Source organism: Undibacterium sp. GW821-FHT11B02, assembly GCF_058808955.1.
Genome location: NZ_JBXASD010000010.1, coordinates 73,312 through 96,835 on the forward strand (window position 1 = coordinate 73,312; position 23,524 = coordinate 96,835).

Consider the following 23,524-nt stretch of genomic DNA (forward strand, 5'->3'; position numbering starts at 1 on the left):
CCTCTGGAGCTGACCTTTTTTCAGTCAGTCAGTTTATTTGCTGGCCCGGGTTGATACCGGGCTGGCCGGTGAACTGCACTCCATTGGATAGAGAAAATGGATATCTTACTTCAACTTGTTTTCAGCGGTATCGCCCTGGGGATGATCTACGCGGTCATCGCTTTTGGCTATCAACTGACTTTTGCTACTTCAGGTACGCTCAATTTTGGTCAGGGCGAAGCGCTGATGCTGGGTGCCCTGGTTGGCCTTAGTGTTGTCGGCAATGTGCACGGTGGCCCGTACATGAATTATTGGCTGATGGTACCTATTGTCATCGTCTTCGGCGCCTTGCAGGGCATGGTGGTGGAATGGATAGGTGTGCGTCCCGCAATCAAGATCAAATCCGAATTTGGTTGGATCATGTCCACCATCGCGCTCGCCATTATTTTCAAAAATGTTGCAGAAAATATCTGGGGCAAGGATGACCTGACCTTCCCATCGCCACTGTCTGCAACACCGTTCCAGATATTCGGTGCCAATGTACAACCCATGCAGGTGGTGGTGGTACTGGGGGCGCTGGCAATGATGCTGGCGGTAGAGTTTTTCAACCGCAAATCCATCTACGGCAAAGCGGTTGTTGCTACGTCGAATGACAGGGATGCGGCAGGCTTGATGGGTATCAATACCAGCATGGTCATTACCTTTTCCTACGCGCTGTCTTCTGCTACTGCGGCTTTTGCCGGTGTACTGGTGGCACCGCTGACACTGACCGGTGCCACCATGGGTTCTGCCCTTGGTTTGAAGGCATTTGCGGTGGCGATCATCGGTGGTTTGACATCTGGCGTCGGTGCTATCGTCGGCGGCTTGATATTGGGCATCGCCGAAACCACGACGGGCTTTTATGTATCTACCGGCTACAAGGAAGTGCCTGGCCTGGTATTGCTATTGCTGGTATTGGCGATCAAGCCGGCAGGTTTGTTTGGCAAAGCCGCCATCAAGAAAGTGTGAGGCCAGATCATGAATAAAAAGACCTTGATTATTTCCATTGTCGGGATTGCTGCACTAGGCCTGTTTCCGGTTGTCATGCACAATCCTTATTACCTGCATCTGGTTGAAACCATACTTATTTATGCGATCTTGCTGTTTGGTCTGGATATTGTAGTGGGCTATACCGGTCAGGTATCACTTGGCCATGCCGGCTTGTTTGGCATAGGTTCATATACCACGGGCGTGCTGGTATTTAAACTGGGCTTGCCATTCCTGGTGGCTGTGCCTTGCAGTATCGGCGTGACGGCGGTATTTGGTGCCTTGCTGGCCCTGCCTGCGTTGCGTGTGACCGGGCCTTATCTGGCCATGGTGACGCTGGCGTTTGGGACCATCATCACGATCCTGATCAATGAAATGACCTTTCTGACCGAAGGTCCTATGGGGATCAAGCTGACCAAGCCTGTCGTGTTGGGCTATAAGCTCAGCGAGGTAGACTATTACTATGTTGTCGCGGTGATGATGGTGCTGGCGCTGATTGTAGTCCATCGTATTTTGCGTTCGCATCTGGGGCGTGCTTTTCAGGCCCTGCGTGACAGTCCGATAGCTTCAGACTGTATGGGTGTGTCGGTATATCGTTACAAAGTGATTGCCTTCGTTATCAGCGCCGCTCTGGCTGGTTTGGCGGGTAGTTTGTATGCGTATTCAGAAGAATATATTTCTCCGAATACCTACAACTTTGAACTGACTCTCATGTTCCTGCTTGCTGTAATCATGGGCGGGCGCAAAACCCGCAGTGGCGCATTGCTGGGTGCCCTGATCGTGGTCATGCTGCCATCGTTGCTGGCGGATATAGAACTGTTCCGCAAAATCGCCAGTGTCGCTGCCGTTGTTGCTGTTCTTGCCGGTGGTGCCGCGATTGTCAAACAACGCAAGACAGTAAGGGAAATGCTGGTGCCGGTAGGTGCAACAGTGGCCATGGCCTTGTTTTCTTACAAGCTGGAAAACATTACTGACTGGCGTCTGACCATCTTTGGTTTGATGACTTTGTTTGTCGTGTATTACCTGCAGGACGGTATCGTAGGTTTTGTGAACAGTCTGCTCGGCAATGGTCCTGGTCATGTACATCTGGATGCGAGTCATGCAAATGTCAGCAATGACGCTGCCATCATGAAGGCCAGTGAAACCAGAGTGGGTGTCTTGCTGACTGCCAGAAAAGTGCTGATGCAGTTTGGTGGCCTGAAGGCACTGAACCAGGTGGACTTGCAAATTACCAAAGGCACAGTGCATGGTTTGATCGGGCCTAACGGCTCTGGCAAGAGCACCATGATGAATGTGCTGACCGGCATCTACCAACCTACTGATGGTGTGGTTGAATTTGGTGGTCACGTCATTTCCGGCAATACGCCATCTGCCATCGCCCTTGGTGGTGTTGCCCGCACTTTCCAGAACGTGCAATTGTTTGGTGAGATGACGGCGACTGAAAACATTTTGGTAGGCTTGCACAATACCTTCCGCAGCAATGTGCTGGATGTCATGCTGCACACGCCTCGTTACATGCGGGAAGAACGTCAGGCGCGCGAAAGAGCTGCCAGCCTGCTGCATTTTGTCGGCCTGGCTGATCTGGCAAATGAAGAGGCACGCAATCTGCCTTATGGTAAACAACGCCTGCTGGAAATAGGGCGTGCGCTTGGCCTTAATCCGCAATTACTGTTGCTGGATGAACCTGCTGCTGGTTTGACCGCACCGGATATCAAGGAATTGATCGCCATCATTCACAAGATACGTGAGCACGGTATTACCATCATCCTGATTGAACATCATATGGATGTGGTCATGTCCATCTGCGACATCGTGACGGTGCTGGATTTCGGGCAAAAAATCGCCGAAGGCAAACCGGCTGCGGTGCAGACTGACCCCAAAGTGATAGAGGCTTATCTTGGTGGCAGTATTGCAGATACAGCCGACATTGTCGCTGCATAAGGAGAACATCATGTTGAATATTTCAAATTTACATGCAGCATATGGCAAGGTGGAAGTCTTGCACGGTATTTCTCTTGAAGTACCAAAGGGAAAAGTGGTGACCCTGATAGGATCAAATGGCGCCGGAAAAACCACGACCATGCGCGCTATTTCTGGCATGCTGAAACCGAAAGAAGGTTCAGTCATGCTGGCAGGTAAAGATGTGACCGGGATGGACTCTCACAAGATTGCCCGCGCCGGATTGGCGCATTCACCAGAAGGTCGGCGTGTATTCGCTACCATGTCGGTGACGGACAATTTGTTGCTGGGTGCCTTTCCACGTTTTACCAGAAGTCGCCCACGCGGCGATATAGAAACTGACCTGCAAAAAGCCTTGGAATTATTTCCACGTCTGAAAGAACGCCGCAATCAGTTGGCCGGTACATTGTCCGGTGGTGAACAACAGATGCTGGCCATGGCCAGAGCGGTGATGCTCAATCCTGACGTGGTCTTGCTGGATGAGCCATCCATGGGCTTGGCACCGATATTGGTGGATGAAGTTTTCCGCATTATTGTACGATTGAAAGAGCAGGGCATTACCATGCTGCTGGTTGAACAATTTGCTGCTGCAGCCCTAGCCGTGGCAGATTATGGTTATGTACTGGAAAACGGTCGCATATCAGTGCATGGACCGGCGGCCAATCTGCAAAATGATCCGGCTGTGAAAGCAGCGTATTTGGGTGGCGGTGCGCATCATTGATGTGATCGAACTCAGATAAAAAAGGGAAGCAATGCTTCCCTTTTTCATTCAATCAAATTTGTTCTGTTTAGCCATTCAAGTAACGCAAAGGATGTGCGTGCGTTGGCCATACTTCTGAAAAAAATCCTGACACTTGTTCTGCCGTCACTTCCGCAAGCGTAGCGGGTGACCAGCGCGGTGTGTTGTCTTTGTCCACCACCAAGGCACGTACTCCTTCCAGCACTTCGCCGTGTTTAAAGCAATGGCGCACTATGTTTCTTTCCATGCGCAGGCAATCGGATACGGTCATGCTGGCGCTGCGTCGCAGTTGTTCCAGTGTGACGGACATCAAAAGTGGAGAGCGTTTTTGCATGATGGCAAACGCCTGCTGTGCAAATTCAGATGTGTCTTGCTGCAAGTGTTTGCTGATCTCGATAGCACTGTTTCCGCTGAACAGAGTATCAATACTTGATCTGTTTGCTGCTAATCTGCTTTGGTCTGGCGCTGCCTGGCTGGCATACGGGGCAGCAAATTCGCGGATTGCCGTTTGCAAATCGGAGGCGGTACTTTGTTCCAGAAGTTGCATCAATGCAGGTATTTCTGAGGTAGGTATAAATACGTCGGCCAGCCCAGCATATAGTGCATCTGCGGCATTGATGATTTCACCTGTCAAACCCATGTAAGTACCTATCTGCCCTGGTGCACGTGACAGGAAGTAACCGCCGCCAACATCCGGGAACAGACCAATATTCACTTCCGGCATCGCCATCTTGGTACGTTCTGTAACGATGCGCAGGCGGCTGTCACTGCCTGCCTGGGCGATACCCATGCCACCACCCATGACCACGCCATTCATCAGCGCGATATAAGGTTTGGGATAGAAATGGATTAAATGATTTAGTGCATATTCTTCAGTGAAAAAATCTTCCAGTAAGGCCGAATCACCTTTGGGTGTTGCAGTACCCACGTCATAAAAGAAACGGATGTCGCCGCCGGCACAGAAGGCTTTTTCGCTACTGCCATGGATAAGCACTGCACGCACATTGCTATCTTCTTGCCAGGCCAGTAAGCTCGTGGTGAGCGCACGCACCATCTCCAGTGACAATGAGTTCAAGGCTTTTGGCCGGTCCAAGGTGATGTAGCCGATGTTATTCTTGACAGAAGTGAGGACAAATTCGCTCATGGTGATTGACTATAGGGAGAGGATGAAGCTGTTATTTTAGCTTTGTCAGAGATGCGCGTCACGGAGCGCATGATCATATATGGAAATCGTGTGACGAACGCTTGGTCGTGGTTTTGATTTTGGGGTTGTTTTTTGACTTTAAACCGCTTGGGACGTAGCAATTTGTGCTTCACAGAAAATGGATCAGAAAGCTTCGTGTTTGAGCCGAAGGCGAGTTTCGAAGCTTTCCCATTTTTTGGGATGCACAAATTGTGCTGAAGCATAGCGTAAGCACCCGAAGGGCAAGTCTGCGGTCGCCTTTTCTTTGGATACTTGCTTTTGGCGAAGCAAAAGAAAGTATCTCGGCCGCCGGGCCGAGACCCGGCTTGTATCTACAAAGAGCAATCGTTTTCATCAAAGTATGGGAGGTAACAAATGACTTTGGAGCGCCCGCCATATTCCTGACCACCTATGAGTTACAGTAATATGTGCACAGCTTGTCAGAGAGCAATCAATTTAGTGAATTAAATATATGATTTATTTCAAACCCTGCACCCAACAAAAAAGGACGCTTTTCGCGTCCTTGTTTTGGATACCCGCAACCCGAAGGCAGGGGTGGTAAGTCTTATGAAGCCGATGCCGGATCAGGTATGTGCTTGATGGCGTCGTGCTGATGGTTCTGAATCTTGTCTTTGTGCTTGATGACCTGACGATCCAGTTTGTCTACCAGCGTATCAATCGCTGCATACAGATCATGAGCCAGACTTTCAACATGAATATCTTTGCCACTGATATGCAAATTAATGTCGGCTTTGTGTCGTTTTTCCTTTTCCCGGAGCTTGTCCACCGTCAGGATGACGGCGATATCAATGACCTGGTCGAAATGTCGCCTGATACGTTCTAGTTTGGTATGTACATATTCACGAATTGCAGGAGTTACTTCGACGTGATGTCCACTGATGGTGAGATTCATACTGTGCTCCTATAGTGATGTTGCTTGCTGTAACGATAAGCTCATTGCTGTCTTATTGCCTTGAGCTAAATCATATATAGCAATTCAAACCGTGATTACAAGGACTGCTTACAAAGATTTACGCAAACTCACTGGGGGGATTTTGAGGGCTTCACGGTATTTGGCAACTGTCCGTCGGGCAATTACCATGCCCTGTTCACCCAGCATGTCTGCAATTTTGCTATCAGAGAGTGGGCTTTTCTGGTCTTCTGCTCCTATCAACTGCTTGATGAGTGCGCGTATCGCGGTGGAAGATGCTTCTCCCCCTGTTTCCGTCGCGACATGGCTGCCGAAAAAGTATTTCAACTCAAACATGCCGTGAGGGGTCAGCATGTATTTTTGAGTTGTTACACGTGAGATAGTGCTCTCGTGTAATCCTAGTGTATCAGCAATTTCGCGCAAAACAAGGGGGCGCATGGCAACAGCACCGTGCGTGAAAAAATTGCGTTGTCTTTCAACTATCGCTTGTGCAACGCGCAAAATGGTGTCGAAACGTTGCCGCATATTCTTGATGAGCCAGCGCGCTTCCTGCAGCTGTGAGCCCAACCCACCTTCACCACGATTTTGCTTCATGATGTTGGCATACATGCTGCTGACACGCAATTTGGGCATAACATCCTGATTCAGCATGACTTGCCAGCCATTACCTGATTTCTTGACGATAACATCCGGCACAACATAATCAGATTCATCGACCGCAAAGTCGATGCCAGGGCGGGGTTTGCATAGCCTGATGACAGTTTGTGCGTCGCGCAAATCTTCGTCATCACAGTCAAGAATTTTCTTGAGTTTGGTGAAATCTCTTTGTGCAAATAAGGTCAGTTGCGTTTCAACAATTTGCAACGCCAGCCTGCGTGTCACGAAAGCAACTTTTGGCAAACGCTTGATTTGCAGGGCCAGGCATTCTGAAGGTGTGCGAGCGCCCACACCTGCCGGGTCAAAGCTTTGTAGCATGTTTAAGGCAAACGCCAGCTCTTCTGGTTCGACACATAATTCCAGTGGCAGGCTAGCATGGATTTCTTCCAGGGTTTCCGTCAGGTAGCCATTGTTGTCGATGGCGTCAATCATCAGCTCGACCAGGGCGCGGTCACGGGGTTCGCGCAGGTTCAAGCGCATTTGTTCTTGCAGATGTTCTCGCAGCGTGATGTGGGCGGCACCTAGTTGCGGGCGACCATCTTCATCGTCACTGCTCTTGCTGCCGTGATGCACATCATCAAAACTCCAGTCATCTTCACTGGCGCTGGTTGCCTCGTTGCTGATGGCGGTGTCCGTTTCACCTTGCGGCTCGGCAGTGCTACTGCTTTCATCTCGTACGGCGGGTGCTTCCATGCCGGCATCAGCCGCTGTGCTGCTGGTATTGATGGCACCGTCGGCCAACAGCCGTACGGCATGGTCCAGCGGGTCATCCACACGCTCCAGCATGGGATTTTCTATGAGCAGGGTTTCCAGTTCCTGGTGCAATTCCAATGTGGACAATTGCAGCAATCGTATCGATTGCTGCAATTGAGGCGTCAATGCCAGATGCTGGGAAGTACGTAGTTGCAGGCTTTGTTTCATGATGATTCCCGTCACATCCGGAAATGTTCCCCCAGATAGACGCGACGCACGGATTCATTTTGTATGATGTCATCCGGCTTGCCGCTGGCCAGTACTGCCCCCTGATTGATGATGTAGGCATGATCACAGATGCCCAGGGTTTCACGTACGTTATGGTCGGTAATCAACACGCCGATGCCACGTTCCTTGAGAAAACGCACAATACGCTGGATTTCGATTACGGCAATCGGGTCAACGCCGGCAAAGGGCTCGTCCAGCAAGACAAAACGCGGATTGGTAGCCAGTGCACGGGCAATTTCTACACGTCGGCGTTCGCCACCTGACAGCGACAGCGCCTGGTTTTCCCTGATCTTTTCAATTTGTAAATCGGCCAACAGGGCGTCGAGCCTGTTGGTGATGGCATCTTCGGAAAGAAATTTTCCGTTGGCATCTTTTTGTAATTCCAGCACAGCACGGATATTGTCTTCTACCGTCAGTTTGCGAAAAACGGAAGCTTCCTGAGGCAGGTACGATAAACCAAGCACGGCCCTTTGGTGTATAGGCAGTTGCGAGACATTGACATCATCGATAGTGATATCGCCGGCGTCGGATGGCACCAGGCCAACAATCATGTAGAAAGAGGTGGTTTTACCGGCACCGTTCGGGCCAAGCAAGCCAACCACTTCACCACTTTTCACTTCCAGCGATACATCGCGCACCACCTGGCGCGCGCCATAGCGTTTTTGCAATCCCTTGACGAGCAAGGTACTAGGCTTGGCACTCATTTAATTGGTCTGTTTGGGTTGCAAGGTGATTTTGACGCGGCCAGCACCGTCTACATGCTGACCAGTGGTTGAATTGGTACCGATGGCAATATCATTTTTACTGTCGTAGGACAAGTATTCGCCTTCCTGTTCCTGAGTGACCTTTTTGCCCTCCAGGTAGCGCACTTTGGCTTTGGAGATGAATTTGACGATCTCTGTTGTCTGATTGTATTCAGCACGGTCGGCTTCGCCTTCTACCCACAGATCGGGGCCGCCATCGCGTTTTTGCCGGAAGCTGACTTTTTTGCCGACACCACCAGTCAGTACCACAAACTGGTCACCATTTGGTGCTTCGGTGACGACGGCTTTTTCAGAGTTCACTATTAGCGTACCGCGTATCAGTTGCACACCTTTGGATAAGATACGTACGCTGTTTTTTCCATCGCTTTCAGAATAGCCGGCTTCTATCGTGGTTTCCTTGAAGCTGTCAGCTTTTTCTGCGCTTGCTGGTGTATGGATAAAAACAAAGCCGGCCAGCCCCAGACACTGGGTAAGGGAGCGTGTCAATTTCATCTGTTTCATTGGCAAATATCGCTTTCTCTATTTGGATGGTGTAGGGGGCTCAGGGTCACGCTTCTTTAAATGTATGTGCACCTTGCTTAACAGGGCCAGATGCTGGGTGGAATTGTTGGCCACCATGCCGACTGCGGTGGTGTCCACTTTTCCCGTTTTTACAATAATGGGTTTGTCGGTTTTGACAATGTCATCGTCAGGTAGCAGCAACAAATAACTGGTCTCCAGACGCATGAATTGTGAGCTGAGGCCTTCGGGCCTTTCCATGCTGACATGGTCATACAGACGCACTTCATCATGTTCACGTTTGGGGGTGGTAACCGTAGATTTTTGTGACACCACAGCCAGGTCAGCCAGCAGGTGCAAAGGCGGACGATCTACATCAAAGCTATTAATTTGTGGGCGCTGGATTTCTATATTGTCCGTGCGCGGAAGGTGGATCAGGCGCTGGCCGGTGATGTGGTAATTCGCCTTGCCATTATTCGATAGCCGGATAAAATTGAAATTTTCCACATAATAATCCGGTGCAGAACGTGCCGACGAACGGTTTTGTTCGTCATTCGCATTCCGGCGTATTAGTTCCATGACCCAAATGGTACCAAGGGTAATGACACCCAGCAGAATGATCGCCAGCCAGATGCGAAAGCGGTCTATGGTCATGTGATGTTTCATGACAGGTATGCCCCAATCGCCTTGTCATATTTGTTCTGGGCACGCAGGATGAAGTCGCAGACTTCGCGTGCGGCACCTTTGCCACCAATGGCAGCTGTGACGTAGTTCACTCTTTGCCTGACTTCGGCATGGGCATTCGGTACGCTGGCAGAAAAGCCGCAGCGCATCAGTATTGGCAAGTCGATGATGTCGTCACCGATGAAGCCGCAAGACTTCTCTGCAATATTGAGTTCTGCTATCAGTTGCAGGAAGGCTGATTTTTTATCGTGTATGCCCTGACGCACGTGGGTAATGCCAAGATCACTGGCGCGCTTGCTGACGATTGGTGATTGCCTGGCGCTGATGATAGCCGTGGCAATGCCAGCCTGTTGCAATAGTTTGATGCCTTGGCCGTCAAGCACGTTGAAGGTCTTCATCATTTCACCTTCCGGTCCGAAATGCAGGCTGCCGTCAGTGAGTATGCCATCCACATCAAATATCATGAGCTGAATGTTGGCTGCGTTTATTGTTGCAATATGGGTTGCAGTTTGTTTAGCCTGTTCCATCAGATTACCTTGGCTCTTGTCAGGTCATGAATATGCAGTGCACCGACCAGTTTGCCCTGTTCATCTGCCACCAGCAATTGATTGATGCGATGGGTTTCCATAATTTCTACTGCTTCTACAGCCAGTTGTTCTGGCCGTATGCGGTGCGGATTGTCATGCATGACTTCGGCAATCTGTAATTGTGTGAAGTCACGTGTGCCATCCATCAGGCGACGCAGGTCACCGTCGGTGAAAATGCCGACAATATGTTGATCTTTATCCACCACGGCGGTCATCGCCATGCCTTTTTTGGTGATTTCCAGCAGCGCAGTTTTCAGGCCGGTATCTGGCGTCACTTGAGGTATGGCATCACCAGTGCGCATGACATCTCTGACATGGGTCAGCAAGCGACGGCCAAGTGAGCCACCGGGGTGGGAACGGGCAAAATCTTCTTCGCGAAAACCACGTGCGTCCAGTACGGCAACGGCCAGTGCGTCACCCAGCGCCAGCGTTACCGTGGTACTGGCAGTTGGTGCCAGGTTCAGTGGGCAGGCTTCTTTTGCCACATGCAGATTCAGGTGTACATCGGCCAGTTTCCCCAGGCTGGATTCCGGGTTGCCAGTCATGGCGATCAGTTTGACACCCAGGCGCTTGATGATGGGCAGGATGGACATCAATTCAGATGCTTCGCCAGAATAAGAAATGGCAATAAATACATCTTGAGGTGTCACCATGCCAAGATCACCATGCGCGGCTTCTGCCGGATGGACGAAAAAGGACGGCGTGCCAGTAGAGGCAAAAGTGGCGGCGATCTTGCGGGCGATATGGCCAGACTTGCCTATGCCTGAGACCACCACGCGACCGTGGCAAGCTAACAACATATACACTGCCTCAGAAAAGCCAGCAGCGTCACCATTACTCAGGCGCTTTTGCAATGCAAGCAGGGCATCGGCCTCGATTTGCAGGGTTTCGCGTGCCAGTTTCAGAGCACGTTGCGCAGCTTCAGTCGTGCGCACAGGTGCAACATGGTCGCGAGAGGATGGGGCATTGAATTCATTCATGCCCGCAGTATAAACGAAATCTGCAAAGCAAGAACTCTGCCAGTTGTAACGTAGTGAATATTGTTTGCCCCAAAGCAGGTTTCAGACGCGATAAATCGGCAATAATAGTAAGTATGACAGGTCTAGACACTACATTATTATTGCTGGCAGCCGCCGTAATGGGCGTGGTCGGTTTCCGCATGTTGCAACTGCCGCCCATGCTTGGTTACCTGGTCGTTGGTATTCTGATTGGTCCATATGGCCTGGGAGTGGCGGAAGAAAGCGCCGTCACCCATGAACTGGCTGAGTTTGGCGTAGTGTTCCTGATGTTTTCGATAGGGTTGGAATTTTCCCTGTCCAAACTGATGGCCATGCGCAAGGCGGTGTTTGGGTTGGGGATGGCGCAGGTGCTGGTGACCATCTTGACCAGCATGCTGTTTGGCTGGATAGCCAGCCGCTGGTTGCCACCTTTATTCAAAATCAGTTGGGAAGCTTCATTCGCGCTGGGTGGTGCGCTGGCCATGTCTTCCACTGCCATTGTGTCAAAAATGCTCACAGAGCGGCTGGAGCTGGAAAGCCTGCACGGACGACAAATCATCAGCGTATTGCTATTCCAGGATCTGGCTGTTGTACCTCTGCTGATTCTGGTGCCAGCACTGGCATCAAAATCCCCTGACCTGGCAAAAACCCTTGCTTTGGCAAGCGGTAAGGCCATCGTGGTTTTGGTTCTGTTGCTGGTGGTCGGGCAAAAAATCATGCGTACCTGGTTCAGCATCGTAGTCAAGCGGCGTTCACAAGAGTTGTTCATGTTAAATCTCTTGCTGGTTACTCTTGGCGCCGCCTGGCTGACCGACAAGGCGGGGCTGTCCATGGCTCTGGGGGCTTTCGTGGCAGGCATGCTGATTTCCGAAACCGAATACCGGCATCAGGTGGAAGAAGATATCAAACCCTTTCGCGACGTGTTGCTGGGTTTGTTCTTCATCACTATTGGCATGTTGTTGAATGTGCGTCTGGTGATGGAGCATTTTTGGCTGGTCATGTTGCTGCTGACTGGCCCGGTATTATTGAAGCTGGTACTTATCGCTGCCCTGGCCAGGGCATTTGGTAATTCCACCAGTGTTGCCCTGCGCACGGGACTGGGACTGGCGCAGGCGGGCGAATTCGGCTTCGTTTTGCTGAACCAGGCGGGGGGCTTGCAACTGGTAGACCCTTTGCTGGTGCAATTGATATTGGCGTCAATGGTGATTTCCATGCTGGCGTCCCCGTTTATCCTGGCCAAGTCAGATGTCATCGTCATGAAATTCTCGGCCAATGAATGGATGATGCAATCCCTGGCCCTGACGCAGATTGCAGCGCGCACCATGACAACCAAAAAACATGTGATCATTGCAGGCTTTGGCCGCAGCGGCCAGAGCCTGGCACGCATCCTGACTGAAGAAAATATTGCCTATCATGCGCTGGATCTGGACCCCGACCGTATACGTGAAGCCCAGACTGCTGGCGCCAACGTATCCTATGGCGATGCAGCACGGCGCGAAAGTTTGCTGGCGGCTGGTATCAACCGTGCGGCGGCATTGGTGGTGACGTATACCAGTACTGCATCGGCGCTGAAGATATTGCATTTCGTGAATGAAATGAATCCTAGCCTGCCCGTCATTGTACGCAGCCATGACGATGTTGACCTGGAAAAACTCAGGGCTGCCGGTGCCACCGAAGTAGTGCCAGAGTTGATGGAAGGCAGCCTGATGCTGGCGTCCCATGCGCTGGTCATGCTAGGCGTGCCTTTGCGTCGCGTGGTACACAGGGTGCAGGCAGCCAGGGACGCTCGTTATGAATCCCTGCGTGGCTTCTTCCATGGTGCCAGTGACGCAGCGGACAGCCCGGAAAACATGCAGATACGTCTGCATACCGTGGTGCTGACCGAGCGAGCCAAGGCTCTGGGACTACATCTGAGAGACTTGAAACTGGGTGAGCTGGGGGTGGACATCCAGGCTATACGGCGCGGCAAGACCAGGCTGGATCATGAAGATGAAATTGTTTTGCAGAATGGCGACGTGGTGGTGGTCAGGGGAACTTCCGAAGCAGTCGCAAGAGCAGAGCAGCGGCTGTTAAAATAGCGGGTTATTTTTCAATTTGAAGGACATGCTTGATGTTTAATCCATCAGAGTACATTAAAGAACATATTCGTACCGTCGAGAACTGGCCACAGCCAGGCGTCATGTTCCGGGACATCACGCCGCTGTTGCAAAACCCTAAAGTGTTCCGCGTACTGATTGATATGTTTGTGCATCGTTATATGGATGAAAAGCTCGATGTTGTGGCTGGTCTGGATGCGCGTGGCTTCATCATTGGTTCTGTACTGGCGTATGAATTGAACCTGGGTTTTGTGCCTATTCGCAAGAAAGGCAAGCTGCCTTTCCATACAGTCTCTGAACAATATGAGCTGGAATATGGCAGCGCGACAGTGGAATTGCATTCTGATGCCTGCAAAAAAGGCGACCGCGTCGTCCTCATTGATGACCTGATTGCCACGGGCGGCACCATGATGGCAGGCAAGAAATTGCTGGAGCGCCTGGGGGCGACTGTGGTTGAAGGCGCAGTTATTGTAGATTTGCCGGAGCTGGGTGGTTCAAAAATCATCCGTGACAGCGGCTTGCCTCTGTATACGGTATGTAATTTTGAAGGCCATTGATAAATAAATCGCAAATAAATAGCAAATAAGTCGCAAGCCTTCACTCGCATGAGATTGCTTCATATCACGGCAGTTGACCCGTCCCTGCCCGAGGCTGCGGTTTTGCTGGATGAACTGTCCGCCAGCCTGGCTATTATCACGGGTGACAGTGGGCGTTCTTCCTTTGATATGCAAGATGTTCGTGTGCCCGGTGCGCTGTTTGTGCTGGCGCGCGATGCCGATGGTAAGGCGGTGGGTTGCGGCGCTTTTCGTCCCATGGGCGAGGGCGTGGCTGAAGTCAAGCGCATGTATGCACAGGTAGCGGGTGTGGGCCATGCCGTACTAGCGTATCTTGAAGGTGCTGCCAAAGAATATGGCTATCACAAGCTGCGTCTGGAAACACGCCTGGTCAACCAGCGCGCTGTCGCCTTCTATGAAAAACATGGCTATTACCGCATCCCCAATTTTGGTAAATATGTGGGTAAGGCAGAGGCAGTGTGCTTCGAAAAAGAATTGAAAAAGAATTAAAAGGAAATAAGCGGCCTCAAAAATTTCTATTGAGCAGCATTTCTCTGATTTCTTTGATAACGCAAGAAATCAGCAAAAAAAACTGTAGCTGCGCTATACTTCAAATCTTCCAAGGAGCGTTGCGACGAAAACTACAAGTTTTTGCCAGGCTTGGAATATCCACAACCGCGCTCACGTTACTTTTTTCATAAGAAAGGAGGGCGTGATGAACGCCGTCGTTACAAGTACATCAAACACCACTTCCCAGGATTTTTACGTTGCTGATCTCAGTCTGGCTGACTGGGGCCGTAAAGAAATTCGCATTGCTGAAACAGAAATGCCTGGCCTGATGGCTATCCGTGAAGAATTCGCTGCTGCTCAACCACTGAAGGGTGCACGTATCACTGGTTCCCTGCACATGACCATTCAGACAGCCGTGTTGATCGAAACACTGCTGGCATTGGGCGCAGAAGTGCGCTGGGCATCTTGCAATATCTATTCGACCCAAGATCACGCAGCGGCAGCGATTGCTGCCGGCGGCACGCCAGTATTTGCTTTTAAAGGTGAAAACCTGGATGAATACTGGGACTTCACTCACCGTATTTTCGAATGGAAAGACGGCGGCTATTCCAACATGATTCTTGATGATGGTGGTGACGCCACGTTGCTGCTGCATCTGGGCACACGTGCAGAATCTGATATTTCTGTGCTGGCCAATCCAGGTTCAGAAGAAGAAATCTGCCTGTTCAATGCCATCAAAAAACATCTGGCTGTCGATGGCACCTGGTATTCCAAACGCCTGGCGCAAATCAAAGGTGTGACAGAAGAAACGACCACTGGCGTGCATCGCCTGTATCAAATGCACAAAGATGGCAAACTGGCTTTCCCGGCCATCAATGTCAATGATTCCGTCACCAAATCCAAGTTCGACAACCTGTATGGCTGCCGCGAATCGTTGGTAGACGGCATCAAGCGTGCAACAGATGTCATGATCGCTGGCAAGGTTGCTGTTATCGCTGGTTACGGTGATGTAGGCAAGGGCTCTGCCCAAGCCATGCGCGCCCTGTCTGCCCAGGTTTGGGTCACCGAAATCGATCCTATCTGCGCACTGCAGGCAGCGATGGAAGGCTACCGCGTCGTGACCATGGAATATGCGGCTGAACATGGTGACATCTTCGTGACGACCACAGGCAACTACCACGTCATCAGCCATGCTCACATGCTGAAGATGAAAGACCAGGCCATCGTTTGCAATATCGGTCACTTCGACAATGAAATCGACGTTGCCGCTCTGAAGCAATACACCTGGGAAAACATCAAACCACAAGTTGACCACGTGATTCTCCCTGACGGCAAACGCATCATCTTGCTGGCAGAAGGTCGTCTGGTGAACCTGGGTTGCGGTACTGGCCACCCATCGTATGTCATGAGTTCTTCTTTCGCCAATCAGACTATCGCGCAAATCGAATTGTTTGCCAATACAGCGCAATATCCAGTGGGCGTCTACACTTTGCCTAAGCATCTGGATGAAAAAGTCGCCCGTCTGCAATTGAAAAAACTTAATGCGCAATTGAGTGTGCTGACGGATGAACAAGCTGCTTACATCGGTGTGAAAAAAGAAGGCCCTTACAAGGCTGATCACTACCGTTATTAATCACCTTGAGAATCTATCCGGGTTTGCCAAGGGCAAGTCCGGATAGATGCAATGAGGCTGCACTCCAATATTGGGTAGCCTTAACAATCTACAGACAGGAGCATATATGCGTTTACTGGCAACCTGGTTGGTTAATGCGCTGGCTTTGCTGGCGATCCCTTATCTGATGTCGTCGGTGAAAATCGACAGCTTTGTTACTGCACTGGTGGTGGCTGTGGTGCTTGGCCTGGTGAATACTATCATCCGTCCTGTCATATTGATACTCACGCTGCCTGCAACGGTATTAAGCCTGGGCTTGTTTATCTTTGTCATCAATGGCCTGATGTTCTGGGGCGTGGCAAATGTGGTAAATGGCTTCCACGTTACCGGCTTTTGGGCCGCGGTGGGTGGTGCCTTGTTGTACAGCGTGATTTCCTGGACACTTTCGACCTTATTGTTGCAACAACAAAAATGAAGACGCCTGATTTCAGCATAGAATTTTTCCCGCCCAAGACGGAGGAAGGCACGGAAAAGCTGCGTGCAACACGAGCCAAACTGGCCGAACTTAAACCCAAATATTTTTCTGTCACTTTCGGCGCTGGTGGTACCACACAGCAGGGTACGCTTGATACCGTGATTGAGATTCGTCGTGAAGGCTATGATGCTGCGCCGCATCTGTCCTGCATCGGTGGCACTAAAGAATCGATACGTGCCATATTGAATGAATTCAAAGCAAACGACATCCACCGCCTGGTCGCCTTGCGTGGTGATTTGCCCAGCGGGTATGGCATGGGTGGTGAATTCCGATATTCTAATGAGCTGGTTGAATTTATCCGTGCCGAGACTGGTGACTGGTTCCATATTGAAGTGGCGGCTTATCCTGAAATGCATCCGCAGGCACGCTCGCCGCAAGACGATCTGAATAGTTTCGTGCGCAAGATGAATGCCGGTGCCAATGCCGCTATCACCCAGTATTTTTATAATGCTGATGCTTACTTCCGCTTTGTCGAAGAAGCGCGCAAGGCAGGTGTCTCAGCACCTATTGTGGCTGGCATCATGCCCATCACCAATAGCACACAGTTGCAACGTTTTTCTGAAATGTGCGGCGCAGAAATACCGCGCTGGATACGTCTGAAACTGCTCAGTTATGGTGATGACACTGCCTCCATCAAAGCCTTTGGTCTGGATGTGGTGACTGCCATGTGTGAACGCCTGTTGGCAGGTGGCGCACCTGGTCTGCATTTCTATTCGTTGAATCAGGCGGCGGCTACCACAGCGATCTGGCAAAGACTGGTTCAGAACTGATTAAAAAGAGATCGAAAAACTATCTCTGAAAAAAATCCCCGGAAGACAGAAGCTTCCGGGGATTTTTATTGGGGGCAAAGATTAACGCAAACCCAGCCACAAGCCCGATGGTACAAACAGACGCGCTACCGGCCATGCCATAAGCCTGAGCCAAGAGTAATCAGGACGCCAGCGATGATCAGCCAGAGATTGTTGCCGACATCAAAATTCTTCCTGGTCAGCGCAGTGAAAATCAACAGCGGGCAAAGTACATCCATGTTGATGCGATTGACCGATACCAATCAGTTGTTGCTGCCTCTCCCTTGCGCCGCGCGTAAAATTAGCCTGACCTTATGACGATAAAGACTGGAAGGATGATGGAAAGTATGCGTTCTATCATGCGTGTGCTGATATGAAAATTTAAAGCGTTGAAGTGAATACGGATTGCGAGAGTGCAATTGCTTTGTCGTTTGTACGCCGTGCTTGAGGGAACACATGACAAGATTTCATCTGACTTGCAACCCGTCATTCGCAAATTTGTCTGACTTGTCTTCCCTTGATCCAGGTCAAGAGGCTTATTGCCAGCCTTACTAGAATAGCGAATTCACATCTTGGCACTGCGGGGATCACTTGGCGATAGAACTTTTTAATGACGGCAAACACATCTGCGTGATGTTTAATGATCTGCTGGATGACACAGCTGATCATGCTGTCCAGGCCAATCAATTTCTTGTCGTGTCCGAAGGTGAAGGGGCATTGATCGATCCCTCTGGCAACCTGACTTACAACGCACTGCTGCTGGCCATACACAAATATTTGCCGAAAAAAGATCTCAAATACTTGTTCGCCTCGCATCAGGACCCTGACATCATCGGCGCGCTGGACAAGTGGCTCATGGGGACCGATTGCGACTTGTATGTGTCAAAACTGTGGTCGCGCTTTGTTCCACATTTTTGTAATTTGAACCGCTCCGAGGGACGTATCGTCGGCATCCCGGATGAGGGTATGCCGGTGCGCTTGCGGGACACCATTATCTATGCCGTGCCTGCCCATTTTTTGCATGCAGAAGGTAATTTCCAATTCTACGACAGCAAGTCAAAAATCCTGTTTTCCGGCGATGTTGGTGCTTCCATGGTAGACGCGCATGACATCGAAGCGCCGATCACCACCAGGACCCAGTTTTTAGAACATGTGCATACCATGGCTGGTTTTCACAAACGTTATATGGTGTCCAACAAGGTGTGCAGGTTGTGGGCAAACATGGTGAGGCAAATGGATGTCGACATGCTGGTGCCGCAGCATGGCCGGTATTTCAAGGGCAGGGAAGCAATCACCGCTTTTCTTGACTGGATAGAAAACCTGCAATGCGGTATCGACTTGTTCACCCAAGAACATTATCGCTTTCGTGGTTAGAGACGATAGGCAGGAAGCTTGTCTTCAGGTTTTGGCAGTTTTCAGCACGGCATAATTAAGAGGCAATGCTGTCGTATTCTTGATGACTTCCATAACGAAGCTGGAACTGACATCTTGCAAGTCAGCTACCTTCACCAGTTTTTTATACACCTGATCAAAACCTGCCATGTCGGGTACATGGACTTTCAATAAATAATCAATCTCGCCGCTCATGCGGAAAATCTCGACGATTTCGGGAATGGCACCGACGCCGCCAATAAAGCGCTGCATCCACTTTTCATTATGCTGGGCGGCCTTCAGCGCCACCATCACTGTCAGACCCAGATTCAGCTTGACCGGATCGCACAATGTCACCTGCTGCCGTATGACACCGTCTTCCTGCAGTTTTTGCACACGCCGCCAGCAGGGTGTCACAGACAAGTGCACGGCCTGTGCCAGATCTGCCAGTGCGATAGATGCATCTTTTTGTAAGATGCTCAAAATTTCTAGATCTATTTTATCCATTTTTAATAAATATTAGAAAATATTCCTAAAAATAGCATGAATTGCCCACGTATTTGGTAAAAATTTTCTGCCCCTGCTTGCTACGATGTAGCCATGCACTGCAATGATTTGTTTTGTTGCCGCGTTTATACACATATAAGTCAGCACAGGCCCCAAAGAACTGGAACAGCTATGAATATCGTAGAATCAGAATTGCAAACCGCGACCCGTCTTACCCATGCCGGGCGCAAGGGCAAGGCCCACCCTGGTCCGGTTAATCCGGCTTTGGTACGGGCATCGACCATGCTGTTCCCGGATGTGGCTGCTTTGAAAAGTGCTTACGGCACCCGACGGGCCTACGGCCGTCATGGTAACGAAACCACGCAGGCGCTGGAGCAAGCCCTGTGTGCCGCCGAAGGTGCAGCTGCCTGCATGCTGACTTCATCCGGCCTGTCTGCGGTAACCACGACACTGCTGGCCTTGCTGCAACCGGGCGACCATCTGTTGATGGTTGATACCGTCTATGATCCTACCCGTGATTTCTGCAATGGTTTGTTGAAGCTGATGAATGTCAGTACGACCTATTATGATCCTTTGATCGGGCGCGACATCGCTACGCTGATACAAGCGAATACCAAGGTTGTATTTGTCGAATCGCCAGGCTCCCTGACATTTGAAATTCAGGATATTCCTGCGATTGCAGCGCAAGCCCATGCGTGTGGTGCGGTAGTTGTCTCTGACAGCACCTGGGCAACGCCGATAGGCTGGGATTCTTTTAATCTGGGTATTGATGTATCAATTCATGCTGCTACCAAATACATCGTCGGTCATTCTGATGCTTTGATGGGGGCCATTCTGACTACAGAAGCGCTGCACGGGCGCATACGCAATACTTATCGTCAGTTGGGTATGTCTATTGGTGCCGATGATGCAGCACTGGCCCTGCGCGGCTTGCGTACTATGGCCGCCCGTTTGGGGGTGCACAGGGAGAGCGCCAAAATCGTCGCGCAATGGCTGCAGCAACAACCAGAGGTGGCTGAAGTGCTGTATCCACCTTTGCCTGGATGTGCTGGTCACGACTTGTGGAAACGAGATTTCAAACCTGAATATGCATGTGGCCTGATGGGAGCGGTTTTCAAGGCAGATATCAGCGAGCAGCAGATGGCTGCATTAATAGACAGGACCCGCCTGTTTGGCATAGGTTTTAGCTGGGGTGGTTTCGAGAGTCTGATTTTACCTACCAGCCCCGCAGCTTACCGCACGGTGAATGCCGATAAATGGACTGCACCCATGCTGCGTCTGCATGTGGGTCTGGAAGATGTTGATGATTTGCTGAACGATCTTGCACATGGCTTCGACGCTTTGCGAAATAAAACGGAAGCACCGCAAGAACGTGGCTATTTGAAGGCAGTGGTTTGATTTTTTTGTATAAAGCGGGAATCTGAAAGGTTCCCGTTTTTTGTTTAGCCTGCTACCCATTCATAGGCTTTCCTGAACAGGCTGGCCGGTGGCTGGCTGAATTCTTCGGTCTGTTTGTTACCGGGTTCATCGGGTACAAGGTGCCGCATCATGCTCAGGGTTTGCTGTTGGCGGATCAGGCCATTGCGATTGATCAGGGCGATGGTGTTGGCAATTTTTTCTGCTGCTGCATCCAGATCGAGGTCATAAAAATCTTGTCCACGCTTGCCGCGCCGGTGATGCTGGAATTGTTTGAGAATTTCATCAAGTGCTTGCCCGCAGTCTTTGGTATGCAGTTCAAAGACGCATTCGTAAGTGCCGGGAATTAATTGTTGCTGGTCACGATTCAGCTCCATGGCTTTGGAGACCCCGGAGCGACGGGTAGCGCCTATTTTGTACAGACCTTTGCGCAGACCGTCATTTTGCAAAATGTAGATGGTACCAGGGGTGCCATGCATGAATTGAGGTTCACGCGGCAGCGTCCTTTGTGTACGGTAAGAAGTAGTCATCTTGAAACCTGACATTCTGTAAAGGGATGTAGATGAGTCTACAAAATGTCAGTGTGATTTAAGACCCGGAATAAGCGGGTGCTTTGCGCTCTGTTCGGGGATTCGCTGTGAATTTGTAACAAATATGTTTGTTATCTCCCTATCCTGTATCCCTCATAAGCTCAGGATTTTCAGCCCGCATGCTCCCGTGTGGGCTTTTTTTTGATGAAACTGATGGTTTGCTTGCGGAAGCAAGTGCAGACTCCTTGTCATGGCAATGTCATCTTCCAGCGCTACCATGCGACCATCCTGAAAGTTATTCCTCCAAAGGTCGGGATCTTTGCCCGCAGAATAATCTGCGGGCTTTTTTCTATTGTGCTGGTGGTGTCTCTGCTGGCGGCGGGCTTTCATTCATATCGAGGGTGCGGACGCTGGAGCCATTCAGGAATTCAGTAAACATCCAGTCTCCCTCGGTATTACTGACGCCTTCAGGGACTGCACGTTGTCCTTCAGGCTTACCCGCCAATGCTACCCGCATGGTATCTATCCAGATGGGCAGGGCCAGGGTGGAACCAAATTCACGGCCACCCAGTGATTTGGGATCGTCATATCCCATCCAGGCGACTGCCACGACATTGCCGGCATACCCGGCAAACCAGCCATCCATGGCATCGCTGGTGGTACCGGTCTTACCTGCCAGATCATGTCTGCCCAATTTGACTGATGCACTGGCACCGGTACCGCTGCGTACCACTTCACGCAGCATGCTGTCGGTGATGAAGGCATTGCGGGCATCAATGACCCGCGCTTCTTCCTGGGCAACGGCAGGCGGTTTATTTTCAAACAGCACCTTGCCCTTGCCATCGACGACTTTGCTGATCAACCACGGGCTGACGGAATAACCACCATTGGCAAATACTGCATACGCTGAAACCAGTTGCAAGGGTGTCACAGAACCTGTACCAAGTGCCATGGTCAGATTGGCCGGGTGTTTGTCCTTGTCAAAGCCAAAGCGTGGCAACCAGTTTCTGGCGGTATCCACGCCTATGGATTTCAATATCCTGACTGATACCACGTTCTTGGATTGAGCCAGGGCGGTGCGCATGGCGACGGGGCCATCATATTTACCGTCGTCATTGCGGGGGTCCCAGCGCAATGCATCTTCTGACGTTGCCGACAATTGAACGTCATTGATCAGGGTGCCTGGATAGAAGCCTTTTTCCAGTGCTGCAGAATAAATGAAGGGCTTGATACTGGAACCTGGCTGACGCCAGGCGCTGGTCACATGGTTGAATTTCTTGCGGTTGAAATCGAAGCCCCCGACCAAGGCACGGAAGGAGCCATCTTCAGAATTCAATGCGACAAAAGCACCTTCGACTTCAGGTAGCTGGGTCACTGACCAACGTTTTTTGTTATCCTTTTTATTGTCTTCTATGACACGGATGACAGCGCCTGGACGTATCTTGAAGCCCGCTTTGGCCTTGTCGGTCAATGCGGATGCAGCAAAGCGCAAACCTTCGCCAGTAATTTCCACACTTTCCCCGGATTGCAGTTCTGCCTTGATGATTTTGGCGGATGCCTGGGTGACTACAGCAGACAGCAATTTGTCATTGTCAGGGTGCTTGCGCAAGATCTGGTCTATGACATCATCGCGTTCATCCTCATCTGCAGGCAGTTCGACAAAAGTCTCTGGTCCACGGTAGCCATGGCGCTGGTCATATGTCATGACATTGCGGCGCACCGCGTCATAGGCGGCATCCTGTTCAGCCTTATTGATGGTGGTGTAGACCTTGATACCTTTGGTATAGGTATCTTCCTTATATTGCGCAAAAATACTTTGACGCACCATCTCGGCGATATAGTCACCTTGCGTATCGAATTGCTGACCTTTGACGACCTTGATAGGTTCTTTGGCAGCAGCCTCCATTTGTGCTTCGGTGATGAAACCATTCCTGACCATGTTCTTCAAGACTAGCAATTGCCTTTGCTTGATCTTTTCAAAATTGACGACAGGATTGTTCCTGACCGGGTTTTGCGGTACGCCAGCCAGCATGGCGGCTTCCGCCAGGCTCAACTGGTCCAGTGATTTACCAAAGTAAGTTTTGGCCGCACTGGAAAAACCGTGACTGCGCTGGCCCAGGAAAATCTGATTCATGTACAGCTCCAGAATTTGATCCTTGGTTAGCGCATCTTCGATACGATAGGTCAGCAGAATCTCTTTCAATTTGCGCGGCAACGATTTTTCATTGGTCAGAAAAAAATTACGTGCCACCTGCATGGTGATGGTGGATGCACCCTGATGAAAGCCACCATGTAAATCAGCCAAAATGGCACGGGCTGCACTACGGAAGGAAATACCACCATGTTCATAAAAATGTTCATCTTCAATCGACAACAGTGCATTTTTCATGACAGCAGGAATTTGCTTGATGGGTACAAAATCCCTGTGTTCTTCACCAAATTCACCAATCAGTGCGTTGTCTGCGGTATAGATACGTAGCGGGATTTTTGGTTGGTAATCGGTCACAGCTTCCAGCGTTGGCAGACCGGGTGCCACCACCAGATATACATAGGCTATACCTGACAACAGGACAGTGACGCCAGCACTGATGATAATCGTGATCCACTTCTTCATGGTTT

23 protein-coding genes and 1 riboswitch are annotated in these 23,524 nt (G+C 50.6%); of the genes, 11 read left to right on the forward strand and 12 right to left on the reverse strand.

Going from position 1 to position 23,524, the window contains the following annotated elements; translation table 11 throughout:
• The first annotated feature begins 96 nt into the window (after nt 1-96).
• The 3 genes from AC1RVX_RS21070 to AC1RVX_RS21080 are packed head-to-tail and all read left to right on the forward strand — an operon-like array spanning nt 97 to nt 3,685.
• Entirely contained in the window at nt 97-987 is an 891-nt protein-coding gene (locus AC1RVX_RS21070) for a branched-chain amino acid ABC transporter permease (protein ID WP_493218539.1), read from the forward strand.
• 9 nt (nt 988-996) lie between these two features.
• Nucleotides 997-2,946: a branched-chain amino acid ABC transporter ATP-binding protein/permease gene (locus tag AC1RVX_RS21075; RefSeq protein ID WP_493218540.1), complete on the forward strand. Its 1,950-nt coding sequence runs from the start codon at nt 997-999 to the stop codon at nt 2,944-2,946.
• Between the two features lie 10 nt (nt 2,947-2,956).
• Nucleotides 2,957-3,685 carry an ABC transporter ATP-binding protein gene (locus AC1RVX_RS21080; protein WP_493218541.1) on the forward strand — a complete coding sequence of 243 codons (729 nt, stop codon included), beginning with the start codon at nt 2,957-2,959 and terminating at the stop codon, nt 3,683-3,685.
• 67 nt (nt 3,686-3,752) lie between these two features.
• Here AC1RVX_RS21080 and AC1RVX_RS21085 read toward each other — a convergent pair whose 3' ends face one another.
• The 8 genes from AC1RVX_RS21085 to AC1RVX_RS21120 all read right to left on the reverse strand — a co-directional run bounded on the left by AC1RVX_RS21085 (nt 3,753) and on the right by AC1RVX_RS21120 (nt 10,968).
• Nucleotides 3,753-4,847, reverse strand: coding sequence for an enoyl-CoA hydratase/isomerase family protein (locus tag AC1RVX_RS21085; RefSeq protein WP_493218542.1), 1,095 nt, complete (start codon nt 4,845-4,847; stop codon nt 3,753-3,755).
• A 604-nt stretch (nt 4,848-5,451) separates the two neighbouring features.
• Nucleotides 5,452-5,799 (reverse strand): ribosome hibernation-promoting factor, HPF/YfiA family, encoded by a 348-nt coding sequence (hpf, locus tag AC1RVX_RS21090; protein WP_422989213.1) that lies wholly within the window; start codon nt 5,797-5,799, stop codon nt 5,452-5,454.
• Between the two features lie 108 nt (nt 5,800-5,907).
• The gene (locus AC1RVX_RS21095) at nt 5,908-7,395 is read right to left on the reverse strand and encodes an RNA polymerase factor sigma-54 (RefSeq protein ID WP_493218543.1); all 1,488 of its coding nucleotides are present in this window, start codon (nt 7,393-7,395) and stop codon (nt 5,908-5,910) included.
• 11 nt (nt 7,396-7,406) lie between these two features.
• Nucleotides 7,407-8,159, reverse strand: a complete 753-nt coding sequence (lptB, locus tag AC1RVX_RS21100) for an LPS export ABC transporter ATP-binding protein (protein WP_493218544.1) — start codon at nt 8,157-8,159, stop codon at nt 7,407-7,409.
• A complete protein-coding gene (lptA, locus tag AC1RVX_RS21105) occupies nt 8,160-8,711 on the reverse strand; it encodes a lipopolysaccharide transport periplasmic protein LptA (RefSeq protein ID WP_493218545.1) in 552 nt (183 codons plus the stop codon).
• A 27-nt stretch (nt 8,712-8,738) separates the two neighbouring features.
• The gene (gene lptC / locus AC1RVX_RS21110) at nt 8,739-9,383 is read right to left on the reverse strand and encodes an LPS export ABC transporter periplasmic protein LptC (protein WP_493218546.1); all 645 of its coding nucleotides are present in this window, start codon (nt 9,381-9,383) and stop codon (nt 8,739-8,741) included.
• A complete protein-coding gene (locus tag AC1RVX_RS21115; RefSeq protein WP_493218547.1) occupies nt 9,380-9,928 on the reverse strand; it encodes a KdsC family phosphatase in 549 nt (182 codons plus the stop codon). The genes lptC and AC1RVX_RS21115 overlap by 4 nt, the downstream gene beginning before the upstream one ends.
• Complete coding sequence (locus tag AC1RVX_RS21120) at nt 9,928-10,968, reverse strand: KpsF/GutQ family sugar-phosphate isomerase (RefSeq protein ID WP_493218548.1); 1,041 nt, start codon at nt 10,966-10,968, stop codon at nt 9,928-9,930. The genes AC1RVX_RS21115 and AC1RVX_RS21120 overlap by 1 nt, the downstream gene beginning before the upstream one ends.
• Nucleotides 10,969-11,081: 113 nt before the next feature.
• Between AC1RVX_RS21120 and AC1RVX_RS21125 the strand changes: the two genes are divergently transcribed.
• The 6 genes from AC1RVX_RS21125 (at nt 11,082) to metF (ending at nt 17,063) form a co-directional block, all read left to right on the forward strand.
• Nucleotides 11,082-13,064 (forward strand): monovalent cation:proton antiporter family protein, encoded by a 1,983-nt coding sequence (locus AC1RVX_RS21125; RefSeq protein ID WP_493218549.1) that lies wholly within the window; start codon nt 11,082-11,084, stop codon nt 13,062-13,064.
• 32 nt (nt 13,065-13,096) lie between these two features.
• Complete coding sequence (locus AC1RVX_RS21130) at nt 13,097-13,639, forward strand: adenine phosphoribosyltransferase (protein ID WP_493218550.1); 543 nt, start codon at nt 13,097-13,099, stop codon at nt 13,637-13,639.
• A gap of 48 nt (nt 13,640-13,687) precedes the next feature.
• Entirely contained in the window at nt 13,688-14,146 is a 459-nt protein-coding gene (locus AC1RVX_RS21135; RefSeq protein ID WP_493218551.1) for a GNAT family N-acetyltransferase, read from the forward strand.
• Nucleotides 14,147-14,251: 105 nt separating this feature from the next.
• A riboswitch (S-adenosyl-L-homocysteine riboswitch) is annotated at nt 14,252-14,326 on the forward strand.
• Between the two features lie 25 nt (nt 14,327-14,351).
• Nucleotides 14,352-15,779, forward strand: a complete 1,428-nt coding sequence (gene ahcY, locus AC1RVX_RS21140) for an adenosylhomocysteinase (RefSeq protein WP_493218552.1) — start codon at nt 14,352-14,354, stop codon at nt 15,777-15,779.
• Between the two features lie 106 nt (nt 15,780-15,885).
• Nucleotides 15,886-16,233, forward strand: coding sequence for a phage holin family protein (locus AC1RVX_RS21145; RefSeq protein ID WP_493218553.1), 348 nt, complete (start codon nt 15,886-15,888; stop codon nt 16,231-16,233).
• Nucleotides 16,230-17,063: a methylenetetrahydrofolate reductase [NAD(P)H] gene (gene metF, locus AC1RVX_RS21150; RefSeq protein ID WP_493218554.1), complete on the forward strand. Its 834-nt coding sequence runs from the start codon at nt 16,230-16,232 to the stop codon at nt 17,061-17,063. Before AC1RVX_RS21145 ends, metF begins: the two co-directional genes overlap by 4 nt.
• Before the next feature lie 125 nt (nt 17,064-17,188).
• Here the strand turns inward: metF and AC1RVX_RS21155 are convergent, their stop codons facing one another.
• On the reverse strand, nt 17,189-17,344 hold the full coding sequence (locus AC1RVX_RS21155; RefSeq protein ID WP_493218555.1) for a hypothetical protein: 156 nt from the start codon (nt 17,342-17,344) through the stop codon (nt 17,189-17,191).
• A gap of 328 nt (nt 17,345-17,672) precedes the next feature.
• Here AC1RVX_RS21155 and AC1RVX_RS21160 point away from each other — a divergent pair, with 328 nt between their 5' ends.
• Nucleotides 17,673-18,455, forward strand: a complete 783-nt coding sequence (locus AC1RVX_RS21160; RefSeq protein WP_493218556.1) for an oxygen-binding di-iron domain-containing protein — start codon at nt 17,673-17,675, stop codon at nt 18,453-18,455.
• Between the two features lie 24 nt (nt 18,456-18,479).
• On the opposite strand, the gene AC1RVX_RS21165 is transcribed toward AC1RVX_RS21160, so the two are convergent.
• Entirely contained in the window at nt 18,480-18,959 is a 480-nt protein-coding gene (locus AC1RVX_RS21165; RefSeq protein ID WP_493218557.1) for an Lrp/AsnC family transcriptional regulator, read from the reverse strand.
• Between the two features lie 171 nt (nt 18,960-19,130).
• Here AC1RVX_RS21165 and metC point away from each other — a divergent pair, with 171 nt between their 5' ends.
• Nucleotides 19,131-20,357, forward strand: a complete 1,227-nt coding sequence (metC, locus tag AC1RVX_RS21170; RefSeq protein WP_493218558.1) for a cystathionine beta-lyase — start codon at nt 19,131-19,133, stop codon at nt 20,355-20,357.
• A gap of 44 nt (nt 20,358-20,401) precedes the next feature.
• Here metC and AC1RVX_RS21175 read toward each other — a convergent pair whose 3' ends face one another.
• Both AC1RVX_RS21175 and AC1RVX_RS21180 read right to left on the reverse strand, forming a co-directional pair.
• Nucleotides 20,402-20,905, reverse strand: a complete 504-nt coding sequence (locus AC1RVX_RS21175; protein ID WP_493218559.1) for a GIY-YIG nuclease family protein — start codon at nt 20,903-20,905, stop codon at nt 20,402-20,404.
• Nucleotides 20,906-21,254: 349 nt separating this feature from the next.
• A complete protein-coding gene (locus tag AC1RVX_RS21180) occupies nt 21,255-23,519 on the reverse strand; it encodes a penicillin-binding protein 1A (protein WP_493218560.1) in 2,265 nt (754 codons plus the stop codon).
• Nucleotides 23,520-23,524: the final 5 nt, after the last annotated feature.

What these genes read in the sequence shown, in the direction of transcription:
- AC1RVX_RS21180 (WP_493218560.1), bottom strand. Translation starts at nt 23,519, where the DNA reads ATGAAGAAGTGGATCACGATTATCATCAGTGCTGGCGTCACTGTCCTG.
- AC1RVX_RS21130 (WP_493218550.1), top strand. Translation starts at nt 13,097, where the DNA reads ATGTTTAATCCATCAGAGTACATTAAAGAACATATTCGTACCGTCGAG.
- AC1RVX_RS21175 (WP_493218559.1), bottom strand. Translation starts at nt 20,905, where the DNA reads ATGACTACTTCTTACCGTACACAAAGGACGCTGCCGCGTGAACCTCAA.
- lptA (WP_493218545.1), bottom strand. Translation starts at nt 8,711, where the DNA reads ATGAAATTGACACGCTCCCTTACCCAGTGTCTGGGGCTGGCCGGCTTT.
- metF (WP_493218554.1), top strand. Translation starts at nt 16,230, where the DNA reads ATGAAGACGCCTGATTTCAGCATAGAATTTTTCCCGCCCAAGACGGAG.
- hpf (WP_422989213.1), bottom strand. Translation starts at nt 5,799, where the DNA reads ATGAATCTCACCATCAGTGGACATCACGTCGAAGTAACTCCTGCAATT.
- AC1RVX_RS21125 (WP_493218549.1), top strand. Translation starts at nt 11,082, where the DNA reads ATGACAGGTCTAGACACTACATTATTATTGCTGGCAGCCGCCGTAATG.
- AC1RVX_RS21115 (WP_493218547.1), bottom strand. Translation starts at nt 9,928, where the DNA reads ATGGAACAGGCTAAACAAACTGCAACCCATATTGCAACAATAAACGCA.
- AC1RVX_RS21095 (WP_493218543.1), bottom strand. Translation starts at nt 7,395, where the DNA reads ATGAAACAAAGCCTGCAACTACGTACTTCCCAGCATCTGGCATTGACG.
- lptB (WP_493218544.1), bottom strand. Translation starts at nt 8,159, where the DNA reads ATGAGTGCCAAGCCTAGTACCTTGCTCGTCAAGGGATTGCAAAAACGC.
- AC1RVX_RS21080 (WP_493218541.1), top strand. Translation starts at nt 2,957, where the DNA reads ATGTTGAATATTTCAAATTTACATGCAGCATATGGCAAGGTGGAAGTC.
- AC1RVX_RS21135 (WP_493218551.1), top strand. Translation starts at nt 13,688, where the DNA reads ATGAGATTGCTTCATATCACGGCAGTTGACCCGTCCCTGCCCGAGGCT.
- AC1RVX_RS21145 (WP_493218553.1), top strand. Translation starts at nt 15,886, where the DNA reads ATGCGTTTACTGGCAACCTGGTTGGTTAATGCGCTGGCTTTGCTGGCG.
- metC (WP_493218558.1), top strand. Translation starts at nt 19,131, where the DNA reads ATGAATATCGTAGAATCAGAATTGCAAACCGCGACCCGTCTTACCCAT.
- AC1RVX_RS21120 (WP_493218548.1), bottom strand. Translation starts at nt 10,968, where the DNA reads ATGAATGAATTCAATGCCCCATCCTCTCGCGACCATGTTGCACCTGTG.
- AC1RVX_RS21165 (WP_493218557.1), bottom strand. Translation starts at nt 18,959, where the DNA reads ATGGATAAAATAGATCTAGAAATTTTGAGCATCTTACAAAAAGATGCA.
- AC1RVX_RS21085 (WP_493218542.1), bottom strand. Translation starts at nt 4,847, where the DNA reads ATGAGCGAATTTGTCCTCACTTCTGTCAAGAATAACATCGGCTACATC.
- ahcY (WP_493218552.1), top strand. Translation starts at nt 14,352, where the DNA reads ATGAACGCCGTCGTTACAAGTACATCAAACACCACTTCCCAGGATTTT.
- AC1RVX_RS21070 (WP_493218539.1), top strand. Translation starts at nt 97, where the DNA reads ATGGATATCTTACTTCAACTTGTTTTCAGCGGTATCGCCCTGGGGATG.
- AC1RVX_RS21075 (WP_493218540.1), top strand. Translation starts at nt 997, where the DNA reads ATGAATAAAAAGACCTTGATTATTTCCATTGTCGGGATTGCTGCACTA.
- lptC (WP_493218546.1), bottom strand. Translation starts at nt 9,383, where the DNA reads ATGAAACATCACATGACCATAGACCGCTTTCGCATCTGGCTGGCGATC.